Raw genomic sequence first — 24673 nt, forward strand, 5'->3', positions numbered from 1 at the left:
GTATGCAAAAACACATTATTCATCCTGATACACACGCTAAATTAGTATCATCTACAAAAGATTTTTTTCATTTTGAAGACGGTAGCATGTTGCCTGTTTTTAATGGTATTCCAGTTCTTTTTAGTACGCAGTCTATGTTCTGTTACGAGGATATTTGCAAAGCCAAAGTGACTACTCAAAATGGGGCTCATTTAGATACCTCAAACCTGAAGAATTACATCCGTAGAAAAATGTTACCTGCTTTATGTGCTGATTTTAACATGGATCAGCGGTATGCTGAACTAGCAAAAAGGTTGGCTAAAGGCAGTAAAGTACTTATTGTAGGTGTGGGTGAAAAAGCTACTTATTATAAAAATATTTTCAGTGATTGCGAGTTTATAACCACTGATGTTCATGCTACTTTTAAACCCGATTACATTTTTGACGGGCATTACATCCCGTTTGAAAATGCTTGTTTTGATCTTGTTTTGGCGGCACAAGTTATAGAGCATACTTTGCATCCGTGGCTTTTTTGTGAAGAATTACAAAGGGTTACAAAAACAAATGGTTTCTTGCAAATAGAAGCTCCACAATCATTTCCATATCATGCTGAACCCTATGATTTTTTTAGATTTACTTTTACTGGTATGCGAAGTTTGTTTCGGGAATGTGCCGTTGTTACTTCTGAAATAACTGAGGGGAACGCAGCAAATGTAGCGGTTACGGTATCTAATTTTTTCATCAATACATCTTCTATTAGATGGGTAAGAAGTGCGTGGTTGTTAGTCACTAGATTGACATTAGGATGGATGAAATACCTAGATCGCCCGAAAGCTATCCTTACCAGACGATCTGTTTCAATGCCAAAAGGATATGCTTTTACTTTTAAAAAAGATTCTCATCCCCGATCTTCAAAAGACTTACTAACGGAGTTTTATCAATTAAAAAAATGAGACTTCTTGTTATTACCCACGTTCCTCATGTTCATAAAGATGGGCGTTATTATGCCTATGCTCCTTATGTTAAAGAAATGAATTTGTGGTTTAAATATTGTGATACAGCTACTATTATTGCTCCTTTACAAAGCGAAAAGCATACAGTAATTGATGCTTTTTATGCACACAATAGATTACAATTTGTACCTGTAGCACGTTTTGATGTGCTTCATTTTACGAGTACATTGCAGGCTTTTTTTAAAATACCAAAAATTTGTATCCAGCTTTTTAAAGCAATGCAAAAGGCAGATCATATTCATTTACGATGTCCTGGAAATATAGGAATGCTAGGCTGTATCGTTCAAATATTTTTTCCTAATACCCCAAAAACAGCTAAGTATGCAGGCAATTGGGATCCTAATGCAAATCAACCTTGGACGTATAGGCTGCAAAAGTGGATTTTGAATTCTACTTTCTGGACCAAGAACATGAATGTTTTGGTGTATGGTGAATGGAAAAACAACAGTTTAAATTGCAAACCCTTTTTTACGGCAAGTTATTCAGAAAATGAAATAGTTCCACTTGAACCATGGAATCCAAATGCTGCCTTTACGTTTGTCTTTGTGGGTGCATTGGTACCGGGTAAAAATCCTCTTTACGCCATAAAACTTATCCAAAATTTATTACATCAAAATTGTAGTGTTACTTTAAAAATCTATGGTGACGGACCTTTAAAAGTTTCTTTAGAAGAGTATGTCAATACTAATAATTTGTATCAATGGATTACCGTAATGGGAAATCAAAGTAGTGAAGTGGTAAAAAAAGCCTATCAATCCAGTCATTTTGTGATATTACCTTCGAATAGTGAGGGTTGGCCCAAAGCCATTGCCGAAGGTATGTTTTGGGGTTGTATTCCACTGGCAACTGCTGTATCTTGTGTTCCAAATATGTTAGATTTTGGCAAAAGAGGAGTTTTGCTTACCATGCAATTAGAGCAGGATAGTAAAGAGATTTTTGCTCTTTTACAAGATGCAACTAAGCAAGAAACACAACGCAAAGCGGCAGCTTATTGGTCCAGAGCATATACCATAGAGCGTTTTGAAAACGAAATCCAATTGCTTTTACAACCATGAGAATCATACAACTCATAGATACACTTGCTGCTGGAGGCGCTGAACGAATGGCTGTGAATTATGCCAATGCGCTAAACACAAGAATTGATTTTTCGGGGATTGTATGCACGCGACAGGAAGGACCATTGCGAGAGCATATTGAGTCTAAAACCGCTTATTTTTTTTTAAACAAAAAAAGAACCCTTGATTTTAAAGCTATTTGGGCTTTGCGCCAATATGTTGCTAAACATAATATTGAAGTTATTCATGCGCATAGTACCTCCTTCTTTTTAGCTTTTATGGTAAAACTGCTACGTCCTTCTTTACAATTAATTTGGCACGATCACTATGGCGATAGTGAGTTTTTACAGGCTAGACCCACTCTGCCATTGCGTTGCATTTTACCCTTCTTTAGTGGGATTATTGGTGTAAACCAAAAATTAAAAAATTGGGCTGAAACAAAAGGGTTTAGTAATAATGTTATTTATTTAGAAAATTTTACTACGCCCCAAAAGCTCGAGCAAAGCACAAGTAAATTGCATGGTGAATTGGGAAAACGAATTGTATCTTTAGCTAATTTGCGGCTTCAAAAAAATCATGCTCTCCTTGTAGATGTTGCTGTATTAGTCAAGAATTCCCATCCTGACTGGACCTTTCATCTTGTAGGCAAAGATTTTAATGATGATTATTCGAATGATTTAAAAAAAAATATTGTAGCCCTTAATCTTGAGCAAACCGTTTTTATCTATGGAACTAGAAGTGATGTTTCAAATGTTTTACACCAAGCGACAATTGGGATATTGACTTCATCTTCAGAAGGGCTACCTCTTGCTTTGTTAGAATATGGTACCGCAGGTTTGGCTACTGTTGTTACTAATGTGGGGGAAAATGGAGCTGTAATTAAAGATGGTGAAAATGGGTATCTCGTAGTTCAAAATTCAAAAAGATTCTATGAAAAACTACTGCTTTTGATGCAGGATGAGGTAAAACGAAGTACTTTTGGCGCAAAGCTGAAAGAAACTGTTCATGCAAAATTCTCAGAGGAGCATGTGATTTCACGTTATTTAAGTTGGTTGAAAAAGCACAATAAATGAAAAAAGACGATAAGACCTATTTGTTTTTAATTCTCCTGCATGCCGTATTAGGTATGTTGGTTTTTATAGTTCCTTTTGTGGCCAAATTGTATGGATACGCTGTGTTTTTTTTAGGAATTTATTATGTAGTTAAAAAACAAAATGCAAATAATGAATGCTTGCAAGTTGCTGCTTATGTAGTAGGTAGTGAAATAATTTTAAGAATGACCGGAGGGAATATATCCTATGAATTTTCAAAATATGAGGTCATTATTTTTTTGTTTTTGGGAATGTATTTTAAGGGGTTTTCTCGTTCTGCTTTCCCGTATTGGTTTTTTTTATTCCTTCTTATTCCTGGGATAATCATGTCTACTTTTGTACTGAATTTCAATACGAATATAAAAAATGCGATCGGATTTAATATTTCGGGACCTATTTGTTTGGCATTTGCTTCTTTGTATACCTATCGCAGAAGAATAAGTTTGGCTCAAATGAATTTAATCCTTCTTTGTGTTGGATTACCTATTGTGAGTTGCACTGTCTATCTTATTTTTTATACACCCAATGTTCGGGACGTTATAACAGGAACCCAATCCAGTTTTGAAACATCGGGGGGATTTGGGCCGAATCAAGTTGCTACTTTTTTAGGGTTAGGAATGTTTATCTTTTTTTCGAGAATTATTTTAGAATCAAAAAATACTTTTTTGGTTGTACTTAATTTGATAATTGCCTTGAATATTGGGTATAGGGGAATGGTTACTTTTTCAAGAGGAGGTATGATTACTGGTTTTTTTATGATTGTTATGTTGTTGTTGTTCTTATACTTCAAATCAAATAGTACAGGAAAGGTTAAATTAAGTTATATATTCATTATTATATCATTCGCTATGATGGCCATTTGGTCTTACTCTTCTTATCAAACGGGTGGACTTATTGATAAACGTTATGCCAATCAAGATGCTGCGGGAAGAGCAAAACAAAGTCAGTTTACAGGAAGAGAAGATGTGGCTCAAAATGAAATCAATATGTTTCTGAAAAATCCGATTCTTGGTGTAGGTGTAGGAAAGGGAGTGGAGATTAGGGAGCAGGAAATAGGCATTAAAGTTGTATCTCATGATGAAATAACTAGAATGCTTGCTGAGCATGGATCCTTAGGACTCATTGGATTATTAATTTTGATCATCACACCCTTTGTTTTGTTTGTAGAAAACAAGTTTAACATGTATTTAATTTGTTTTGTAGTGTTTTGGTTTCTTACAATTAATCATGCAGCCATGCGTACTGCTGCACCTGCGTTTATTTATTCTTTGGCACTGTTAAATGTACAACTACGTCCTTCGTCAAGAGACGAAACACAATGAAGTGTGTGTTTACATCATAGTTACTATTTCATTCTTTTCTTTATGTTGTAGTATTCTTTTGCTTTTTTTGAGTTGCTATTTTTGTTAAAAAAATACCGATTTTCTAAAATTATCTGCTCTTAAAAGTAGTATCTTGCAGTACCAATCATAAATACCACTTATGCTTTCCATTGGCAAAATACACTTTGAAATTTCGGAACGTAAGTTAATTTTACGACTTTTTGACGTTCTGTTTGTTTTAACAGCCTTATATCTATTGGGTCAGTTTTTGGTGTTTGATTATTTTAGTATTTCAACAACTAATTATTATTGGACAATAGTCCTTGCAGTGTACATCAATTTCTTTGGTACCATTTTCGAAATGTACAATTTGCAGGTAGCAAGCAATCAATTTCAAGTTTTAAAAAGTACTTTAATTACCGCCTCTGTTACTGCGTTGGTATATCTGTTAACACCTTTTTTCTCGCCTGTTTTACCAAGTAGTAGGCTTCAAATCTTATTGTTTTTCAGTGTTACTTTCCTCTCTTTATATGCTTGGCGCATCTTGTATGTTATTTTTTTAGCCTCTACTAGATTTTATCAAAACGCAATTTTAATTTGTGACCAAAAACGGGTTCAAGAACTTATAGAGGGTCTTGAAGATATAGACCCGCATTATAAAATTTTAGGGTATGTTAATGTTTCACAACCTGATACAGAAAGTAAACATTACAACTATGTTCCTGAAATCACATCGAATGATCTATTGCAATTTGTCAAAGAAAATAAAGTATCCGAAATTGTTGTGTCTACACATCATGAAGAGGGTATGGATACTATCTTGTATCAAAATTTACTTCATGTTTTGGAGTCGGGAACAGTAATTAGAGAATACACTCAAGTTTACGAAAGTAAAACCCAGCGTATCCCTATTCAGTACATGGAAAAAGATTTTTACCGCTGTTTTCCTTTTAGTCGAAGCAATCATAACAAGTTGTATTTATTAATTGTGAGATTCTGTGAAATTGCAATTGCTTTGTTAGGTGTTTTTATTGGTTTGTGTTTGATTCCATTTTTATGGATAGGAAATAGTTTGGGCAATAAAGGGAGTTTGTTTTATTTTCAAGAACGAGTAGGCAAAAACGGTATTGTTTTTCAAATTTTGAAATTTCGTACGATGATTGAAAATGCCGAAAAAGACGGAGCAGTTTTCACTACCATAAATGATTGTCGCGTAACAGCTTTTGGAAAATTTTTAAGAAAAACAAGAATTGATGAATTCCCGCAATTTATCAACATTATCAAAGGTGATATGTCAGTTATAGGTCCCCGTCCAGAACGTCCTGTTTTTGTCAAAGAAATTGGGACTATCATGCCTTTCTATGATACTCGTCATATTATTAAACCTGGACTCACCGGTTGGGCACAGGTTAATTATTCCTATGGCGATACCATATCAGATAGTGTTATAAAGTTGCAATATGACTTATACTACATCAAACACCGTAGTATCTATCTTGATCTTAATATAGTTTTTAAAACCATTACAACCGTTTTGTTTTATCGCGGTCAGTAAATTATATTTGTGATTGAACACTTAGATAATAATTGGAATTCTACGTTTGTTTTGGATGGCAATTCTCACTAAAATGATTCCAGAAGTTACAAGTAATGGCAACGCAAGAATAAGATGAACTTTGTTGATCATTATTATCAGATAAACCAGTAAGCAAAGAATATTAAAAAGAGCAAGTCTATACATTCCACTTTTATTTTTTTTCCAAAAAAAGAATAAAAAGCCAAGCAGCGTAGGATTAAAAAGCAAAATATTATAATTATTTGCTAGTTCAAGATGCAAGGAATAAAACCATGCAAAAGTGAAAAAGAACCCAATGCAAGCCATTATACTCAAGAAAAATAAATTTATAAATCGCTTGTTGAGTAACACTATAAAAAAAAGTAAAGCGAAATAAGTGTAAGGATTGTTCCAGTAGGAAAACGGAGCTTCCTTGTTAAGTGAAAGCAGTGTTTTAGTTTCTGATACAATTGGTTTATTTTGATATTGAATTTTTTTCAAGCTTTCCAATAATTGAAAGGGTAAAAAAAGCTGTGTGCCTTGCTGATCTACTTTAGTTCCAAAAATGATACTTGTTCCTAGTTTTTCATAAAAGTGATTTTGAAAATAGGGAAACAAAATAGCTCTGTATGTCTCGTCTTGGTGAGATTTATTTACAATTAGTTTCGTTTTGAGCGTTTTATTGATCATGTCAACCACCATTGAGGTGCAGTTCTTGTCTATGAATTTATAAGTATAATAACTAGATCCTGATGTAAGGGACTCGTTCAAGGCATCAAACAAATCTTGTTTTTGGGCGGTAGAGAGTTGTAATTCTTGTTCAAAAACAGCTCTTTCTTCATACTGATATTGAGATAAAAATTCGGGAAATGTATGGTCCGCAGCAAAATATTGCAAGTCTCCTTTTACAAATTTCATAACAAAATTTGGGGTTTGAAAATCAAATGCACCATAGTTGTAAACCAAATCCAATGCGTTTGCAGGATCTTGTATTCTCAATGCTGTGTGACCAAAAAGGGAATACGATTCATTTCCTGTTCCACAAGTAATTACACTTACTTTAGAACTATTTGATAATAAAGTTTTTTGACTGAAAACCCATTGCGATACGATTAAAAAACAAAGTATAAGTGCATTTTTTTTAATCATTGATGCTAGCATGTTCATGTAGTTTAGTTGGATTTGTAGTAATGAAACAGTAAACAAATATAAAAATAATAAGCTTTGACCTCTTTATTTTTGTTCAAAACAAACTTGAAAACCTTTTCAGACTTGAAAAATATTCAAAGAATTTTAATTTCGAAACATACTTAAGTCAACCTTTAAGGAAAAGATATTAGAATATAATGCGGTACTTTGATTGCCAATATCTGTCAAAGCATAATCTATTTGAATGCCTTTGTATTTGAATCCTAATCCTATATTAGGCTGAAAACCTACTTTTTCACTACCGTCAAGTTGCATTACGTTTTGAAAATTCCCCATTCCAGTTCGGATAAAAACCAAATCGGTATAGCCAAATTCTAGTCCTACAGCAGGATCTATACTAATGCCATCTGTTGAAATCAAATCATTTGTTTTTGCAAATCGCATGTTCATATTAACCGCTGCTTCAATACTGTAATCATATCTAAATATGAATTTTTTTGCTAATCCTAGTTGGGCTTTTGGAGCTGTTATTTCATTACTTTCGGGTAATTCTTGGTTTTCACCTGGAATAGCATTAGCAATTTTTTGGTATTCTTTTTCATTGATATCCCACACGTTGTAGGTAGTGGTAAGATCTCTAACCATCAATCCAAATTGCCAATTATTTTTTTCAAATTGGATTCCTGCATCAAAACCAAATCCCCAAGAATTGGCAAATTTCCCTATAATACGCCGAATTATTTTCGCATTAATCCCATATTGAAATCCGGGTACGGGTAGCTTTCGAGCATACGAAAAGGTAAAACCATAATCAGCCGTTGAAAATAAGCTGATTCTATTGTAGTCAATATTTCCTTCGCTATCAATAAGTTCAGTGGTGTTTAAAATGTCATCAACCCCAAAACGGATCAATGAAATTCCCCATGCACTGCGCTCATCAATAGGACTTGCGTAGGCTAGATAATCGTATTGAGCAATATTTGCAAAATAATTGGCATGCATAAAGGAGACTTGATGTTCCTCAAGAGCCACAAGACCCGCAGGATTCCAGTATCCAGAGTTCACGTCTTTTGTAGAAGCAACAACAGTATTTGATCGGCCTAATGCCGCAGCATCTACGCCAATATTCATGAACTCATTTGAATATTTTCGAACAGTTTGACTACTAGCAACGGTACTTATGCAAAGTGTAATTATGAAAAGACTTTTTTTCAAGTATATGGTTTTTTATGTAGTGCTATTTTTTTTCAAAAATAGAATTTTTTAATGAGCTTCATGCTATTAGTAAATTGAATTATAACGCCATAACGATTGTAAAAGTATGGTTCTCCAATTATAAAGCTGAATAATAGAATTCTTTTGTGCCAATTTTAAATGTATGAATTAAAAAAAAACGTGTATTTCATAGACTTATTGTACTAAATTTGTCCTATTAATTTATAACGCTCCACAGATGATGCTTAAAAAACACATTCCTAATATTATCACATTACTCAATCTTTTTTCTGGTTGTATTGCGCTTGTTTTTGCTTTTCATCAAGATTTTAAAATGGCGTTCTTTTTTGTATGCCTCGGGATTTTTTTAGATTTTTTTGATGGTTTTTTTGCCCGTTTGTTCAAGGTATCTAGCCCATTAGGTTTACAACTTGATTCATTGGCAGATATGGTTACGAGCGGTGTAGTTCCAGCAGTGGTTATGTACCACATGATGATTAGTAATTTAAGTACTGCGGCAGCTGCACCATGGCAGTATTTCCCTTATTTAGGTTTTATAATTGCACTAGGTTCTTGCTATAGATTGGCTAATTTCAATATAGACACCCGTCAATCCGATTCTTTTATAGGACTTCCCACTCCAGCAAATGCGCTTTTTATTTTAAGTTTACCTCTTGTTTTAGCAAGTACTGATTCTTTAATTGTAATTGAATTGCTAACTAACGATTGGTTTTTATTAGTAATAACACTATTGAGTGCTTTCATGCTCAATGCCGAGATTCCTTTGTTTTCATTGAAAATTAAAAAATTTAGTTTCAAAGAAAATAAATTACAAATTATATTCTTGGCAGTTTCACTTTCTCTTCTGCTATTTTTTAGGTTTCTTGGAATTCCGTTGTTAATTATTTTCTATATCCTTCTATCTGTACTTCAAAATAAATTTTTACAAAAGTAATTTTTGTAATGAGAAAAAAAGTCAGCACAAGAAAGTATTCATACAATAGAACGACGACTAGAAAAACGAAGCGTTCTAAAAGTAATCTTTTTTGGTGGTTTTTAGTGGTTACCTTTTTTGGTGTGATTTTATATCTGGGCTATCATTATAGAGGAGGTCTTGCGTATTATTTAGGATTTAAATCCAATAAAGTAAATTCCCAAACTGCCGAAGAAAAAAGAATTTCTGACATAAGAAACGTTCAAGTTCTTGAAAAAAGTAAAGGAAAAAGTGTGGGTATAGATGTTTCTGAATACCAAGGGAAAATAAGTTGGTCTTATGTCGATACGTTGGAGCAAAACTATCCCATACAGTATGTTTTTATAAGAGCCACAGTGGGCAAAGATCGAAAGGATAGAAAATTTGATCAAAATTGGGCTGGCGCCAAAAAAAATAAAATGATTCGAGGAGCCTATCATTATTATCGTCCCAATGAAAATTCAATAGAGCAAGCCAGACTTTTTATAAAGACGGTTAACCTGCAAAAGGGAGATTTACCTCCAGTGGTTGACCTTGAAAAGCTTCCAAAAAATCAATCCATTCAAAATTTAAAACTTGGTTTGAGAAGATGGCTGCAGGCTGTTGAAGCGCATTATCAAGTAAAACCCATCATTTATACCGGAGAACGTTATTATGATGATTTTTTGAAAGAGGAATTTAGTGACTACCTTTTTTGGATAGCCAATTACAATTTTTATCGAGAAGAAATGAAAGACAATTGGTTGTTTTGGCAATTTACAGAGAAAGCCACGGTACCAGGAATAAAAGGCAATGTAGACGTAAATATTTACAACGGAGATTTACAACAATTACAACACATCACCTTAGAGGAATAACCAAAAGAATTTTACTGTAATTAGTGATAAATTAAAATTCTAATTTTCTTTTTCTCAATTCAAAATTTTGTCCAAGATACACTCTACGTACCATTTCGTCCTCTACTAATTCTTCGGGAATTCCTGCTTTAAGAATACCGCCTTCAAACATTAAGTAGGTTTTGTCAGTAATAGCAAGGGTCTCTTGTACGTTGTGGTCTGTTATTAAGATACCAATATTTTTGTTTTTCAATTGCGCCACAATTCTTTGAATATCTTCTACCGCCACTGGATCTACACCTGCAAAAGGCTCATCTAGTAATATAAACTTTGGGTCGGTAGCTAAACAGCGTGCAATTTCTGTTCTACGTCGTTCTCCACCCGAAAGTAAATCACCACGGTTTGTGCGAATGTGTTCTAGGCTGAACTCTTCTATTAAACTTTCCATTTTAGCTTCTTGTTCCGCCTTAGAAAGTTTAGTCAATTGCAATACACTGAGAATGTTATCTTCAATACTTAATTTTCGAAAAACGGATGCTTCTTGAGCAAGATATCCTATGCCTTGCTGTGCACGCTTGTACATAGGATAGTCAGTAATGTTCAAGTCATCTAGAAATATATTTCCCGAATTGGGTTTAACCAATCCTACTATCATGTAAAAAGATGTAGTTTTTCCAGCTCCATTGGGTCCTAGTAGGCCTACAATTTCTCCTTGATTTACCTCTACAGAAATCCCTTTTACAACACTTCTTCCTTTGTATGTTTTAATTAAATTTTCGGCTCTTAATTGCATTTAAGTTATCAGTTTAATGAGTTTGTAGTTTAATTTGAAATGTGCACTTTCAAACAATTGGGTATAATGATAGTTTTTTATTGAATATACAACTTTAGGTTTTGCTAATGCTTTTATTTAGCATCGTTTTCTTCTAGTGCTTCCCAAAATTCATAAGCTCTACGCAAATGAGGAACAACAATAGTACCACCCACAAGGGTAGCAATTCCCATAGCTTCCATCATTTCTTCCTTAGTAACGCCTTCTTTGTGACTTGTTTCTAAATGGTATTTAACGCAATCATCACAACGTAATACAGCTGATGCTACAAGACCTAGTAGCTCTTTTGTTTTTACATCTAGTGCTCCAGCAGCATAAGCATTGGTATCAAGATTAAAGATTCTTTTTACAATTTTATTGTTGTCTGCTAGTAATTTTTCGTTCATTTTTGAACGGTACTCATTGAATTCTTGAATGATATCAGCCATTTTGTTTGTTTTGATTTTTTACTACTATTTTTGATATTAAGATACTTGCTTCATAAATGATTAGCATAGGTATGGTAACTATAATTTGACTCACTACATCTGGAGGTGTTACAATTGCTGCCACAACAAGAATGATAATGACGGCATATTTCCAGTATTTTCTCAAAAAAACAGGAGTTACAAGTCCTACTTTGGTTAGAAAATAAATAATTATTGGTAACTCAAAAAACAGGCCACAAGCTATGACACTTGTTTTTACCATACCGATATAGGAATCTATACTAAACTGATTTTTAACTACACTACTTATGGTGAAGGTAGCAAAGAAATTGACAGACATTGGAACTATTATGTAATACCCAAAAAGAACGCCCATGAAAAACAACATAGAGGATGAAAATATAAATATCTTTGCATGTTTTTTTTCTGATTCATACAATGCGGGGCTTATGAATTTCCAAACTTCCCAAAGTATAAATGGAAAGGCGAGTATAAAACCGGCAGTGATACAAGACCAAATAAGTACATTTATTTGTCCCTCCATATTTGTGTTTTGGATAATAAAAGGCATTTCTTTAACACAAATCAAATCGGAATAGCCTAGCTGACTGGATAACTCACAAAAAAACCGATAGGTTACAAAATTAGCATTTGTAGGGCCAAAAATAATGACGTCAAATATATAATCACTAATTAAAAAAGCAACCGTAGCTAGTATTAATACTGCTATAGTACTGCGCACCAACAACCATCTCAATTCTTCTAGATGGTCCAAAAACGACATTTCGTTTAGATTTTTTTTTGCCATTATACGATTCCTTCTTTTAAAATGTCATGTAAATGCAATACTCCTTTGTAGACTCCTTGATCAACTACTACGAGCTGGGTAATAGCAAAATCTTCCATGGTGTTTAATGCGTCTACTACCATAGCTTCGGATGTTGTAATTTTTGGATTTTTAGTCATGATGTCACTGGCCGTTAGTTCCGTAAAGGTATCCCTTTCGTTCAACATTCTACGTATGTCACCATCAGTAATTATTCCTATGACAATCTCATTCTCTACAACAGCTGTAACGCCCAAACGTTTTTCTGAAATTTCAAAAATAACTTTTTTTATAGAGGCATCTGCGGATACTGCTGGCTTTAAACTGTGTTCCAGCATGTCTTTTACACGCAGTAATAATTTTTTGCCTAGTGCACCTCCAGGATGGTAAACCGCAAAATCCTCCGGTTTAAAATTCCTAAATTCCATTAAGCATACCACAAGAGCATCTCCCATTACAAGTTGTGCGGTTGTGCTGTTTGTTGGGGCAAGATTATTAGGACAAGACTCGGTATCAATAGTGGTGTTTAATACAAAATCAGATCCTTTTGCTAAGAATGATGATGTATTTCCGGTGATTGCAATCAATGTGTTTCCAAAACGTTTTAATAACGGAACGAGTACTTTTATCTCGGGACTGTTGCCGCTTTTTGAAATACAAATAATCACATCCTCATGTTGTATCATGCCTAAATCTCCATGAATAGCCTCTGCAGCGTGTAAAAACAAAGAAGGTGTTCCAGTAGAATTGAATGAAGCTACCATTTTTTGAGCAATGATAGCGCTTTTCCCTATTCCAGTAACGACTAATCTCCCTTTTGAATTGTAGATTGAGTTTACAGCATTTACGAAGTTTTCGTCCAGATAATCAGTGAGTTTTGCTATTGATTGACTTTCAGATAAAATGGTTTTTTTGGCACTAGCCAATATATTTTCTTTTGAATTCAAAACAGAATAATTAAAATTTGTAAGTGTAAAAGAAATTTGTACCTTTAGATATTGCAAATTTATACAAAATACCACGTAATAAAGAATGAATTCAAACGAAATTGACATACACAAAGAATTAAAGAAGCATTTTGGCTTTAGCCAATTTAAGGGATTGCAAGAGCAAGTGATTAAGAGCATCCTAAATCAGCAAAATACATTTGTGATTATGCCTACTGGTGGAGGAAAGTCACTTTGTTACCAATTGCCAGCTTTAATTCAAGAGGGAACTGCAATCGTGGTTTCGCCTCTTATTGCATTAATGAAGAACCAAGTAGATGCAATACGAAGCCTTTCTTCAGAGAATGGTATTGCCCATGTTTTAAATTCATCATTAAATAAAACTGAGATTACTCAAGTTAAAAAAGATATTTCATCTGGTTTAACTAAACTTTTATATGTAGCTCCAGAGTCTTTAACAAAAGAAGAATATGTGACTTTTTTAAAAAGCGTCACAATTTCATTTGTTGCTATTGATGAAGCACACTGTATTTCAGAATGGGGTCATGATTTTAGGCCAGAATACAGAAATCTAAAACACATCATCAAGCAATTGGGTGATGTACCTATTATAGGACTTACGGCTACGGCTACGCCAAAAGTACAAGAGGATATCTTGAAAAATTTGGATATGTCTGATGCGACAACTTTTAAAGCCTCGTTCAACAGACCCAATTTATATTATGAAGTACGTACAAAGACAAAAAATATAGAGTCGGATATCATTCGATTTATAAAACAACACAAAGGGAAATCAGGTATTATTTATTGCTTAAGCCGTAAAAAAGTAGAGGCAATTGCCGAAGTTTTGCAGGTTAATGGTATATCAGCTGTTCCCTACCATGCGGGTCTAGATGCTAAAACTAGAGCCAAACACCAAGACATGTTTTTGATGGAAGATGTTGATGTAGTGGTGGCTACTATTGCTTTTGGGATGGGTATCGATAAGCCCGATGTTCGGTTTGTAATTCACCATGACATCCCTAAATCACTTGAAAGTTATTATCAAGAAACGGGTCGCGCGGGTCGTGATGGAGGAGAAGGACACTGCCTAGCCTACTATTCTTATAAAGATGTAGAAAAACTCGAGAAATTCATGTCTGGAAAACCTGTTGCCGAACAAGAAATAGGTTTTGCATTGTTGCAAGAAGTTGTGGCTTATGCTGAAACGTCTATGTCTAGACGCCGATTTTTATTACATTATTTTGGTGAAGAGTTTGATGATGTTACAGGTGAAGGAGCTGATATGGATGATAATGTTCGTAATCCTAAAACAAAAGTTGAAGCTAAAGATCAAGTAGTACAGCTCTTGCAAGTAGTGCGAGATACCAAACATTTGTATAAATCAAAAGAAGTCGTTTTTACTTTAATAGGACGTGTTAACGCCGTAATTAAAGCACATAGAACAGATACGCAATCTTTTTTTGGTTGTGGTTCAAATCACGATGAAAAGTACTGGATGGCATTATTAAGACAGGTCTTAGTAGCAGGATTTTTGTCTAAAGATATTGAAACCTACGGTATTGTAAAAGTCACAAACAACGGATTGAGCTATCTAGAAAATCCGCACTCTTTTATGATGTCTGAAGATCATGAATACAATGAAACGGTTGACGAAGCGATAGTAACAGCCGCAAAATCAACTGGTGTTGCTGATGAGGTTTTAATGGGGATGCTACGAGATTTACGTAAAAAAGTGGCCAAAAAAATTGGCGTACCACCATTTGTAGTATTTCAAGATCCTTCTCTAGAAGATATGGCTTTAAAGTATCCTATAACACAAGATGAGATGATAAACATTCATGGAGTAGGTGAGGGTAAAGCTAAAAAATACGGAAAAGATTTCTTAGAATTGATAAGTCGCTATGTTGAAGACAACGATATTGTAAGACCAGAAGATTTAGTAGTTAAATCAACCGGAGTAAACTCTGTAAATAAGTTATACATTATTCAAAACATAGATAGAAAATTATCCTTAGATGATATTGCCTCTGCCAAGGGGATAAATATGGATGCTTTATTAAAAGAAATGGAGCAGATTGTTTACTCAGGGACTAAGTTGAATATTAAGTATTGGATTGACGAAATGCTTGATGAGGATCAACAAGAGGAGATTCACGATTATTTTATGGAATCAGAATCTGATAATATTGAGGCTGCGCTAAAAGAATTTGATGGAGATTATGATTTGGATGAATTGCGATTAATGCGCATTAAATTTATTAGTGAAGTAGCTAATTAAATTCAGAAGACATGGCTCCAATTAATCTATATTCCTGATGTTAAGTATTGTTATTCCAACATTCAATGAAGCTCAAGTGATCGCAAGTACGATACAAATGCTCCATGAAAATTTGATTGGAAAACAATATGAAATAATTATTTCTGACGGAGGTAGTTCAGATGACACGGTAAATTTGACTACCAAAATGGGAGCTAAAGTTGTAGTTTCTCCCCAAAAAGGAAGAGCAGGTCAAATGAATTTTGGAGCAAGCCAAGCGTTAGGAGATATCTACTTTTTTCTTCATGCTGATTGTGTCCCTACGCCTAATTTTTATGATTTAATTAATCAGACAGTTTTACAAGGGTATAACTGCGGCAGTTTCCGCACCGAGTTTGATTGTTCGAATACCCTACTGAAAATCAATGCCTTTTTTACTCGTTTCAATTATTTATTTTTTCGCGGAGGTGATCAAGGTGTTTTTGTCACTAAAGAACTTTGGAATACCGTGGGAACTTATAAAGAAGACATGTTCATCATGGAAGATTATGATTTTATTGCACGATTGTGGAAGCAAGGAAAGTTTAAATTGATTCCGAAGGCCACTTTAGTATCTGCAAGAAAGTATGATGAAAATTCATGGCTGAAAGTACAACTAGCAAATTTAAAAATTGTTCGAATGTATAAAAAAGGTGCTTCACAAATGGAGATGGTTACTACTTATAAACAACTTTTAAGCTATCGTAAAAATGCGTTTTGATTCAAAAGTAGTATGGATTACCGGAGCCTCATCAGGAATCGGTAAAGAATTGGCAATCCAATTATCAAATCTTGGTGCTACTTTAATTTTGACTTCATCAAATGCCGTATTATTAGAGATTCTACGATCAGAATTACAATCGACCAAAATACATGTTTTAACTTATGATTTATTCGATTTAGACGGAATTCCAACTCTAGTTGAGCAAGCTTTAGCCTTTGAAGGATCAATTGATTACGTCATTCAAAGTGCGGGTATAAGTCAGCGTGCTATGGCAGAAGATACTGACATTACGGTGTACAAGAAATTGATGGACATCAATTATTTTGCTCCTTTGGCAATAACTCAAGCTATTTTGCCACATTTTAAAATGAAAAATAGTGGAAATATAACTGTGATTAGCAGTATTGCAGGACTTATTGGTTTTCCATTGCGGACGGGTTATGCAGCATCAAAACACGCTGTGAAAGGCTACTTTGAAACCTTGCAATGCGAGTTGTATAAAACCAAAACTACCATTTCTATCGTATATCCAGGAAGGATAAATACCAATATTTCTAAAAATGCTTTAATCGGTAACGGTCAGCAATTTGGCTTGACCGATGCCAATAATAAAGTAGGTATGGAAGTAGATGTTTGTGCTAGGAAAATTATTAGAGGGATATACAAAGGCAAAAAGACAATAATTATTGTTAAGGCAGAACGAATTTTATTTTGGTTGTGGTGGTTTATACCATCGTTGTATTATAAAATTGCGCATGCCAAAGGCCTAGAAAATTAACAACATAATATATGCATCAATTTTTATCAGGAATTCAACAAGTGGGAATTGGAGTTTGTAATGCTACAAAAGCTATGCATACCTACAAACATCTTTTTGGGATGGATGTTATAATTTTTGATGATGAGGCGAAAGCCAGTTTGATGACTCAGTACACAGGAAATGAAGTGCGCAAGCGTCGCGCTATCTTGACGATGAACTTACAAGGAGGCGGTGGATTTGAGATTTGGCAATTTCAAGATAGAGCTCCTCAAAAAGGTGTAAAAGTACAACTTGGACACATTGGTATTAATGCCGCGATATTAAAAACTCATAACATTTTGCAATCCCATAATCGTCTTTCAAAAATAGAAGGATTAGTGGTTTCAAAAATGGAAATTGGACTTGACCAAAAGTCTTTTTTTTATGTTACCGATAGTGATGATAATCTCTTTAAAATTATTCCATCAGATAATTGGTTTCAAAAGAAAGAGTATGATTTAGGCGGTGTTGTAGGTGCTGTTGTAGGAGTACGTGATATGGATAAATCATTAGATTTTTACAAAAATATTCTTGGGATTGACACTGTGTTATATGATGGTGTACGTGTTGAAAACAATCAAAAGTATCATATAATCGGACTTTCTAAGAAAGCAACGGGTAAAGGTGCTTTCAATAAATTATTAGGAGATGTAACCTTAGAATTAGTGCAAATTTTAAATACAAAAGCACCTAAAATTTACGAAAATAGATTTTGGGGAGATTGTGGATTTATCCATCTTTGTTTTGATGTAGTAGCAATGGATGCTTTGAAAGCGCATGTTATTGAACATGGTTTGCATTTTTCTGTAGACAGCAATAATACTTTTGCTATGGATAATGCATCGGGACGTTTTTGCTATATTGAAGATCCTGACGGAACACTAATTGAGCTTGTAGAAACGCATAAAGTTCCCATTTTAAAGAAAGTAGGTTGGTACCTCGATCTTAGAAAGCGCAATCAAGAAAAACCCTTGCCAGATTGGATGATAAAAATGCTCGCTTTGAGTAAAGTTAAGTAATTAGTAGCTTTTATAGCTTTTGTAAAACCAAGCACTTATTGGCATTACAAAGAAAAGGAGTAAACCCATTTGTAGGTTGAAGCAAAATGTTACTACTGCTGAAAGTTGAAATACAATTAAAGGATATAAAAGTAACAGCATTCCAAACAAAATGGAGTCATAGAATACAGAATTTTTTGTTTTTTTGACGGTGATTTTTTTTAAGATCCAATAGATCCAATAATTAGAGAGAAATCCAATTAAAGCTGGAAATGCTATTACAACTTTCAATAATCGTGAATGCCATTTTGAGGTCGGTTTTACTAATTTTATATCTGATAAATCTTCTTTTACAACCATATTATTTAAAATATTCTTCTTTAACAAGGTGTTGAATGTATTGTAAAAAATAGATTCTTTTGCTTGATCAATATGGTGTACTCCAAAACAAAGATTGAAATTGATTTCAACCTCTTTAGGATTTTTATGAAACGAAGAGTAATTGACATTGGTGGGTTGAATTCTTAAATTTAACAAACCATCTTGCATTGCCATCAAAGCTAATCGCGCCGTACCTTTTTTAAGAGGTCTTAAATTCCATTCGTTTATACAAATTCCTTCTGAGAAAATTAAAATGGTTTTATTTTCGTGTAATAAATCGAGACAAGTTTTGAAGGTATCTTGGTTTTTATTCAAATTTTCTTTGCCTTCGCTTAATCTATAAATAGGGATGAGGTGTAAAGCGCGTAAAAATTTTGTAACAATTGGATTTTTAAAGGCATCACCACGTGCTAAAAAATAAATTGGTTCAGGATAATGAACAGCGATGATGATAGCATCAAAAAAAGAGTTTGGATGGTTACTTGCAATAAGGGTTGGTTCCTTTTTACCTCTATTTCCTTGAAAACGGGCTACGGTCTTTTTGCAATATAATTTTAATGCTAAAGATGCTGCTATTTTAAATAGTGTATACAAATTGCTTTATTTCCAATGTTGAGGTAAATCTTTTTCCTCATCAATATCCGATAATTTATTCAAATTAGAAAACGATAGGTTTACATTTTTAAAATCTGTTATCGTATCCATATATACACTATCAGTGCTCCAAGTTTTATTCTTGAATACTGTTTCATGAAATTGGTTCATTCCCAATAAATAATAGCCGCCATCAAATGTGGGGCCTATAACGGTTTCATTCGTTTCTAATGCTAAAAATGCTCTGTCAATAATGTCAGAAGTAAGTTCGTAGCAATCACTCCCAATAATACAAACCGATTCATATCCTAAGCAAAAAATTTCTTGAAAAGCGTTTGCCATTCTAGCGCCTAAATCATCACCATGTTGTACTTTTTTGTAAAACGAACCCGCATTCCATTGGTCCTCTTCCGTAATCGAATCCGAATAGAATACAAATTTGTCAGCTCGAACAGGAGTAACAATTTCTTGGGTATGCACTAATAATTTTTTGTAAATGTAAAGTGCTTTTTCGTTGCCAATAGTCTTGGCAAGTCGTGTTTTGACTTTTCCTAGTTCAGGATTTTTAGTAAAGAGAATGATAGCTTTTTTGTTTTGCATATAAAGGTGATAAGTAAAGCTGCAGCATTAAGAATACTGCAGCTTTATCGTGTTTAGCAACATCCGCCTCCGTTGTAGTGAAACGTTGATTCACTTATAAAAATATCGGTTCTGTTTAAATCGGCTAGCGCTTGTGCTGTTTTGTCACAGACTGCTAGCGGTTGATTTTTCATCAAGACATGTCCTTTTTTATCATCAAAATAGTCATCTTTGCCATAAAAAATAGCTGCCTTTCCTGTGAATACACATGGTCCATCGCTAGGCATAGGATCTTTGATAGCGCAAACTTCAATACTCTCAATGAAAATTAATTCATCGGTAGCATAATTTTCAGGGTCTAAAATACGATATGGTCTTCGGCCTCTAATTTCTATAGTTCCAAAACCTACATCTGTCAACATTTTAATATACTCCTTGATTGGGATACTCCCGCTCAAACAAAGCGCTCTTAAATGATCATCATTTCTAAGAGTTTCGTTCATTTCTTGTTCACAAGTTGGGTCACTCATTACCAATCTTCCGTGAGGTTTGAGAACCCGATACATTTCTTCAAGTGCTTTTCTTAAATCATCGGTTTTAAAAATATTGAACAAGCAATTTTGAGCTGCAATATCAATACTTTCGTTTTCGATCGGTAGATTTAATGCATCTCCTTTTTTCAATTCGACAAATTCACTTTTAAACCAGTCGTTTTCCTGCTCTGCAATTTTAAAATTTTGTTTGGATGCTTCCAGCATTTCATCAACAACATCTACACCAATCACACCACCTTTTTGACGTGAAAAATAAGAGAATTGAAGCAATTCCATACCACCACCTACACCTACATATAATATTTTTGGATTGTTGATTAGGTCTTGAGCCGAAATGGTACTGCCACAACCATAATTCATTTCTTGCATTATTTTTGGAATTTCTAAGCCAGGAAATTTCCATATTGGTGTTGTTGTACAGCACAGTCCCACATCGGGAGTAAGTGCTGCATCTCGGTATAAATTTACTGTTGCGTCTAAATAATTTTCCATATTTGTTACTATTAGTTTTTTTCTTTTAAAATGGTATTCCATGTTATTGTGGCAAGAACAGTTGCTGTTATAGGTGCTACAACGTACAACCATTGTGAGTTCATATTACCAGAAACTAGCGCAGGTGCCAGAGATCTAATGGGATTCATAGAGGCGCCACATATAGGTCCAGCAAACATGGCTTCGAGTAATACAACGCCTCCAATCGCAATACCAGCAAAAGGAGCATGTTCTTTGTTTCCTAATGCTACTGTTAATATGACAAGCATTAAAATAAAGGTCAGAATGAATTCTAATACAAATGATTGACCGTCAGTACCGGATGGAATTGTTCCTCCCAATCCACTATTTTTTGGGAACAATAAATGGAGTGTTGTACTGGCTGCTAATCCGCCTAAAATTTGAGAAATTATATAAAAAGGCAATTTTTTTATTGGAAGTATTTTCAAGAAAGCGAATGCAATACTTACGGCTGGATTCATGTGTGCTCCAGAGATTTGTCCGAAACCATAAATTAACCCCATTACAATTAACCCAAAAGTGATGCAAATACCCACATGAGTAACGCTGCCATTTGTTTCTTGATTGATAATAATTGCACCAGTACCGCAAAACACCAGTATGTAGGTACATAAAAATTCTGAAATATTTTCTCTCATAGTTTCGTTTTAAGCAACAGCACCACCACAACTGCTACCAGAACCAGCGGTACAGCCATAACAATGATTGTTTACAATAATAGTCCTATTTAAAAGGGCATTAGAATCAAAATTACTAATGTGTTGCGCGTCTTTGCAAGTAACTTTTAACTCTAGCATTTGATTGAAATCGCAATCATAGATATAACCGTCCCAACCTATAGAGATGGTATTTCTACACATTACATTTTGAGCTGCCGAAGGATTAAAAGCATCAATGAGTTTGGTCATGTAATCTTCATAATTACCTGACGAAATCAAATAATCTAAGTATCGGCTCACAGGCAGATTAGTTATTGCAAACAGATTGTTAAACTCAATTCCAAAATCCTTTTGCAAAGCTGTTTTGTATTCTTTCTCTAAAGCATTTTGGTCAGGTGGTAAAAAAGCTCCTGCCGGATTGTACACTAAATTTAGTTTTAAATCAGAATCAGGTTTGCCATAACCCACCGCATTGAGCATTTTTAGAGCTTTTATGGAGCTTTCAAAAACACCATCACCTCTTTGTTTGTCGGTTCTGTTTTTAGAATAAAACGGTAATGATGAGATCACTTCTATTTGGTGTTGTTTAAAGAATTCTGGTAAGTCGTTGTATTTTTTATTAGCAGTTATGATAGTCAAGTTACAACGCACGTACATTTGAATTCCTAGTTTGCTAACTTCTTCTACAAACCATCTAAAATTAGGATTCATTTCGGGTGCACCACCGGTCATATCTACTATTTTAAAGTTAGGATTGACTTTCAAAACTTCCAGAATAACCTCCATCGTTTCTTTGGTCATGATTTCTTTTCTATCAGGACCAGCATCTACGTGACAATGGGTACAAACTTGGTTGCACATTTTACCCAAATTAATTTGAAAAATCTCCAAACTTGTAGGTTGTAGTGGGCTTAAGCCAATGGTTTGTAACTGCGTTTTAAAAGGCGTAAACACATCAGGGTTTTGTTCTAGAACGGCTATTTGATGTGCTGCTTTAGAAAGTATATTTTCATTGGCCTTGAGGGACTTTAATTTAACTTTTACAAACTCGCTCATAAACTAATTTTCTTGACTTTATTCATCATTTGAACTCCATGTACTAAACTAGCTCCACCACGAATAGCTGCTGCAACATGAACTGCCTCCATCATTTGTCCTTCACTATACCCTTTTTCATAAGCGTCTGAACTATAAGCATCAATGCAATATGGACATTGAACGGCATGCGCTACTGCAAGTGCAATTAGAGATTTCTCTCTAGCGGTTAATTCACCTTCTTTGAAAACTTCTCCATAATAGCCAAAGAATTTTTCGCCCATTTCTTTTTGAAATTCGACTATGTTACCAAATTTTTTTAAATCGTCTGAGTTGTAATAGTTTTTGTCCATTTGTGTTTTTTAGTTTTTAAAGTTTTCTAGAAATAAACTCCAATCGTATTCGTTGTACTCTAATTTAGGATTTACATTTTCGGGTATGATTTTTAAATCTTGGCAAATTTTTAAAATTCCTTTTTTATCTCCAAAATCTCCACGGAACCAGCTCATCAAAACAGGAACTCGCAAGATGTTTTTCTCTTTATCATAACTTGCGTCTCCGGTTAAATAACTTTTTGTGGCAACGTCAAGTTGTTCGTTGATTTTTTTTGGATCGTAAAAAAATATAGGAGGACAGCTCTTGGCGCCACAATTTAAACTAAAATGGATTCGGTAATCTAGTTTGTCTACACGGAATTTTTTTTCAAGTTTTGGTGGAAAAATTTTATTCAATTTCCCAACACTGTACTTAATGCTTGATTTTCGTAAAAAACCATGTTCTATATCGTCAAGGCTCAATTCGTTTCCAGCAAGTACAAATTGCTTTGATGTGAAAAAAGCGCTACGACTTTTATATTTTTCAGGGTCTTTTTTCAAAGCGTAATTTGTAAATCCATTGTACAGATTTATGAAGAATGCTTTTTTAAGATCGTCATTTGTAAGTTGATTAAGTAGGTCTGTTTCGTTTGCATTTGCAATTAGCGCTACAAATTCTTCGGTATTGCCTTCTCCAAATTTTGCTGCTTCAATAAAGTCTTGTGATATTTTTACGTAATCTTTAGGCTGTGCAATAAGTATTTGAGTGAAACAAAGTAATAATAATAGGTTTTTCATAGCTTGGGTTTTTGTAAATTTATTATTATTTACGAAATTTACCAACAATAGTTTTTTAAAACATGACATATTTAGCACAAATTTCACAATCAGCTGATTTTTTAATTTCTAAAGGAATTTTAAATCCAGAGGTTGGAGTAGTCCTGGGAACAGGCTTAGGAAAATTTTTAGATTATTTGGTAGTAGAACAAGAAATTGATTATGCTGATATTCCGCATTTTCCAGTCTCTACTGTTGAATTTCATAAAGGGAAGTTGCTCTTTGGATCTATTGGATCCAAAAAAGTAATTGCTATGCAAGGCCGCTTTCATTTATACGAAGGATACAGTTTACAGCAAGTAACTTTTCCTATTAGGGTTTTACAAAAACTTGGCATCCAGCATTTGTTGTTGAGCAATGCTGCAGGCGGAATCAATAAAGACTTCAAAAAAGGCGATTTGGTTTTGTTAGACGATCACATTAATCTACAAGGTGGCAGTCCGCTTTCCGGCTTGAATAGTTTTGAATACGGTGGTATTTTTCCAGATATGAGTGCGCCTTATGACGAGAATCTAAATAATATCTTACTAACCGAAGCTAACAAAATGGAGTTGTTACTAAAAAAAGGAGTGTATGCTTCAGTTTATGGGCCACAATTAGAAACTAGGGCAGAGTATCGTTATCTTGGTAGAATTGGGGCAGATATGGTAGGAATGAGTACAACGCCCGAGGTTATTGTAGCCAATCAATTAAAATTGCCTTGTGCTGCCGTAAGTGTAATTACCGATGAATGTGATCCGGATAATTTAAAACCTGTTGATATTGCTGAAATTATTGCAATAGCAGGTAAATCAGATGAAAAATTGAGTCAGTTGTTCTTTGAAACCATTCATAGTATTGTCTAGTATCATTCGGCATATAATTCTCCGCGATGTGGTTTTAAGGCATCACGCACTTGAATCATGTGCTCATCAGTAACCACCATAAATGCTATAGCTTGCATTTCGCCATGAATTTCGAATCCTGTGATTTGCAAAGGTAATTTTTCAATTGCAATATATTCTTTGAGATGAATTTCATGGTGTTCTGCAGTTTTTGCAGCACTAGGACCACGAAAATCCCAGATTAATTTTATTTTACGAGACATGTATTCTTTTTTTGAACTTATTTTGATGTCAAAGTTACGAAGTCTATTTCTAAAATGAATTTATTTTTTATTTTCTAAT

Annotated in this window: 26 protein-coding genes; 12 read left to right on the forward strand and 14 right to left on the reverse strand. The window is 34.2% G+C overall.

All coding sequences use genetic code 11. The features are described from left to right. The first annotated feature begins 2 nt into the window (after positions 1–2). The 5 genes from DNC80_RS02420 to DNC80_RS02440 all read left to right on the forward strand — a co-directional run bounded on the left by DNC80_RS02420 (position 3) and on the right by DNC80_RS02440 (position 6015). Positions 3–932 (forward strand): methyltransferase domain-containing protein, encoded by a 930-nt coding sequence (locus tag DNC80_RS02420; RefSeq protein WP_182648911.1) that lies wholly within the window; start codon positions 3–5, stop codon positions 930–932. Further along, the gene (locus DNC80_RS02425) at positions 929–2047 is read left to right on the forward strand and encodes a glycosyltransferase family 4 protein (protein WP_182648913.1); all 1119 of its coding nucleotides are present in this window, start codon (positions 929–931) and stop codon (positions 2045–2047) included. Before DNC80_RS02420 ends, DNC80_RS02425 begins: the two co-directional genes overlap by 4 nt. Next, positions 2044–3120 (forward strand): glycosyltransferase, encoded by a 1077-nt coding sequence (locus tag DNC80_RS02430; RefSeq protein ID WP_182648915.1) that lies wholly within the window; start codon positions 2044–2046, stop codon positions 3118–3120. The genes DNC80_RS02425 and DNC80_RS02430 overlap by 4 nt, the downstream gene beginning before the upstream one ends. Further along, positions 3117–4460: an O-antigen ligase gene (locus DNC80_RS02435; RefSeq protein ID WP_182648918.1), complete on the forward strand. Its 1344-nt coding sequence runs from the start codon at positions 3117–3119 to the stop codon at positions 4458–4460. The genes DNC80_RS02430 and DNC80_RS02435 overlap by 4 nt, the downstream gene beginning before the upstream one ends. A 160-nt stretch (positions 4461–4620) precedes the next feature. Further along, positions 4621–6015, forward strand: coding sequence for a sugar transferase (locus tag DNC80_RS02440; protein ID WP_182648920.1), 1395 nt, complete (start codon positions 4621–4623; stop codon positions 6013–6015). 21 nt (positions 6016–6036) lie between these two features. On the opposite strand, the gene DNC80_RS02445 is transcribed toward DNC80_RS02440, so the two are convergent. Further along, positions 6037–7176, reverse strand: a complete 1140-nt coding sequence (locus tag DNC80_RS02445; RefSeq protein ID WP_182648922.1) for a DUF4105 domain-containing protein — start codon at positions 7174–7176, stop codon at positions 6037–6039. 132 nt (positions 7177–7308) lie between these two features. Continuing rightward, positions 7309–8295: a PorV/PorQ family protein gene (locus DNC80_RS02450; RefSeq protein WP_182648999.1), complete on the reverse strand. Its 987-nt coding sequence runs from the start codon at positions 8293–8295 to the stop codon at positions 7309–7311. 322 nt (positions 8296–8617) lie between these two features. Between DNC80_RS02450 and DNC80_RS02455 the strand changes: the two genes are divergently transcribed. Both DNC80_RS02455 and DNC80_RS02460 read left to right on the forward strand, forming a co-directional pair. Next, a complete protein-coding gene (locus DNC80_RS02455; RefSeq protein ID WP_182648924.1) occupies positions 8618–9334 on the forward strand; it encodes a phosphatidylcholine/phosphatidylserine synthase in 717 nt (238 codons plus the stop codon). Positions 9335–9342: 8 nt separating this feature from the next. Continuing rightward, entirely contained in the window at positions 9343–10209 is an 867-nt protein-coding gene (locus DNC80_RS02460; protein ID WP_182648926.1) for a glycoside hydrolase family 25 protein, read from the forward strand. Between the two features lie 31 nt (positions 10210–10240). Here the strand turns inward: DNC80_RS02460 and lptB are convergent, their stop codons facing one another. From lptB to DNC80_RS02480, 4 genes are all read right to left on the reverse strand, one after another. Beyond that, positions 10241–10981, reverse strand: a complete 741-nt coding sequence (lptB, locus tag DNC80_RS02465) for an LPS export ABC transporter ATP-binding protein (RefSeq protein WP_086452666.1) — start codon at positions 10979–10981, stop codon at positions 10241–10243. A gap of 113 nt (positions 10982–11094) precedes the next feature. Next, positions 11095–11448, reverse strand: coding sequence for a carboxymuconolactone decarboxylase family protein (locus DNC80_RS02470; RefSeq protein ID WP_144893068.1), 354 nt, complete (start codon positions 11446–11448; stop codon positions 11095–11097). Beyond that, positions 11441–12256 (reverse strand): twin-arginine translocase subunit TatC, encoded by an 816-nt coding sequence (tatC, locus tag DNC80_RS02475; protein WP_182648928.1) that lies wholly within the window; start codon positions 12254–12256, stop codon positions 11441–11443. The genes DNC80_RS02470 and tatC overlap by 8 nt, the downstream gene beginning before the upstream one ends. Further along, positions 12256–13221, reverse strand: a complete 966-nt coding sequence (locus DNC80_RS02480) for an SIS domain-containing protein (protein WP_182648930.1) — start codon at positions 13219–13221, stop codon at positions 12256–12258. Before DNC80_RS02480 ends, tatC begins: the two co-directional genes overlap by 1 nt. 85 nt (positions 13222–13306) lie before the next feature. Between DNC80_RS02480 and recQ the strand changes: the two genes are divergently transcribed. From recQ to DNC80_RS02500, 4 genes are read left to right on the forward strand one after another with little or no spacing between them, the layout of a single operon-like run. Then, positions 13307–15502: a DNA helicase RecQ gene (recQ, locus tag DNC80_RS02485; protein ID WP_182648932.1), complete on the forward strand. Its 2196-nt coding sequence runs from the start codon at positions 13307–13309 to the stop codon at positions 15500–15502. 37 nt (positions 15503–15539) lie between these two features. Then, a complete protein-coding gene (locus DNC80_RS02490) occupies positions 15540–16241 on the forward strand; it encodes a TIGR04283 family arsenosugar biosynthesis glycosyltransferase (RefSeq protein ID WP_182648934.1) in 702 nt (233 codons plus the stop codon). Next, positions 16231–17022: an SDR family oxidoreductase gene (locus DNC80_RS02495; RefSeq protein ID WP_182648936.1), complete on the forward strand. Its 792-nt coding sequence runs from the start codon at positions 16231–16233 to the stop codon at positions 17020–17022. Before DNC80_RS02490 ends, DNC80_RS02495 begins: the two co-directional genes overlap by 11 nt. Positions 17023–17033: 11 nt before the next feature. Further along, positions 17034–18062 carry a VOC family protein gene (locus DNC80_RS02500; protein ID WP_182648938.1) on the forward strand — a complete coding sequence of 343 codons (1029 nt, stop codon included), beginning with the start codon at positions 17034–17036 and terminating at the stop codon, positions 18060–18062. Here the strand turns inward: DNC80_RS02500 and DNC80_RS02505 are convergent, their stop codons facing one another. Genes DNC80_RS02505 through DNC80_RS02535 form a run of 7 tightly spaced genes read right to left on the reverse strand, consistent with a single transcriptional unit; the run spans position 18063 to position 23468 of the window. Beyond that, a complete protein-coding gene (locus DNC80_RS02505) occupies positions 18063–19016 on the reverse strand; it encodes a 1-acyl-sn-glycerol-3-phosphate acyltransferase (RefSeq protein ID WP_182648940.1) in 954 nt (317 codons plus the stop codon). Positions 19017–19022: 6 nt separating this feature from the next. Next, positions 19023–19616, reverse strand: a complete 594-nt coding sequence (locus DNC80_RS02510) for a TIGR04282 family arsenosugar biosynthesis glycosyltransferase (RefSeq protein ID WP_182648942.1) — start codon at positions 19614–19616, stop codon at positions 19023–19025. A gap of 53 nt (positions 19617–19669) precedes the next feature. Continuing rightward, complete coding sequence (arsM, locus tag DNC80_RS02515; protein ID WP_144893084.1) at positions 19670–20641, reverse strand: arsenosugar biosynthesis arsenite methyltransferase ArsM; 972 nt, start codon at positions 20639–20641, stop codon at positions 19670–19672. 11 nt (positions 20642–20652) lie between these two features. Continuing rightward, entirely contained in the window at positions 20653–21300 is a 648-nt protein-coding gene (locus DNC80_RS02520; protein WP_144893086.1) for an aquaporin, read from the reverse strand. A gap of 9 nt (positions 21301–21309) precedes the next feature. Next, entirely contained in the window at positions 21310–22377 is a 1068-nt protein-coding gene (gene arsS / locus DNC80_RS02525; RefSeq protein WP_182648943.1) for an arsenosugar biosynthesis radical SAM (seleno)protein ArsS, read from the reverse strand. After that, a complete protein-coding gene (locus DNC80_RS02530) occupies positions 22374–22709 on the reverse strand; it encodes an arsenosugar biosynthesis-associated peroxidase-like protein (protein WP_086452673.1) in 336 nt (111 codons plus the stop codon). The genes arsS and DNC80_RS02530 overlap by 4 nt, the downstream gene beginning before the upstream one ends. Positions 22710–22718: 9 nt before the next feature. Then, entirely contained in the window at positions 22719–23468 is a 750-nt protein-coding gene (locus tag DNC80_RS02535) for a DUF547 domain-containing protein (RefSeq protein ID WP_182648945.1), read from the reverse strand. A 62-nt stretch (positions 23469–23530) separates the two neighbouring features. Between DNC80_RS02535 and DNC80_RS02540 the strand changes: the two genes are divergently transcribed. Continuing rightward, positions 23531–24352 (forward strand): purine-nucleoside phosphorylase, encoded by an 822-nt coding sequence (locus DNC80_RS02540; protein WP_182648947.1) that lies wholly within the window; start codon positions 23531–23533, stop codon positions 24350–24352. 2 nt (positions 24353–24354) lie between these two features. Here DNC80_RS02540 and DNC80_RS02545 read toward each other — a convergent pair whose 3' ends face one another. Next, positions 24355–24594 (reverse strand): hypothetical protein, encoded by a 240-nt coding sequence (locus DNC80_RS02545; RefSeq protein ID WP_182648949.1) that lies wholly within the window; start codon positions 24592–24594, stop codon positions 24355–24357. Positions 24595–24673 lie beyond the last annotated feature (79 nt).

The sequence above is a fragment of the Flavobacterium sp. SOK18b genome (genome assembly GCF_014156605.1).
Classification (GTDB): domain Bacteria; phylum Bacteroidota; class Bacteroidia; order Flavobacteriales; family Flavobacteriaceae; genus Flavobacterium; species Flavobacterium tiangeerense.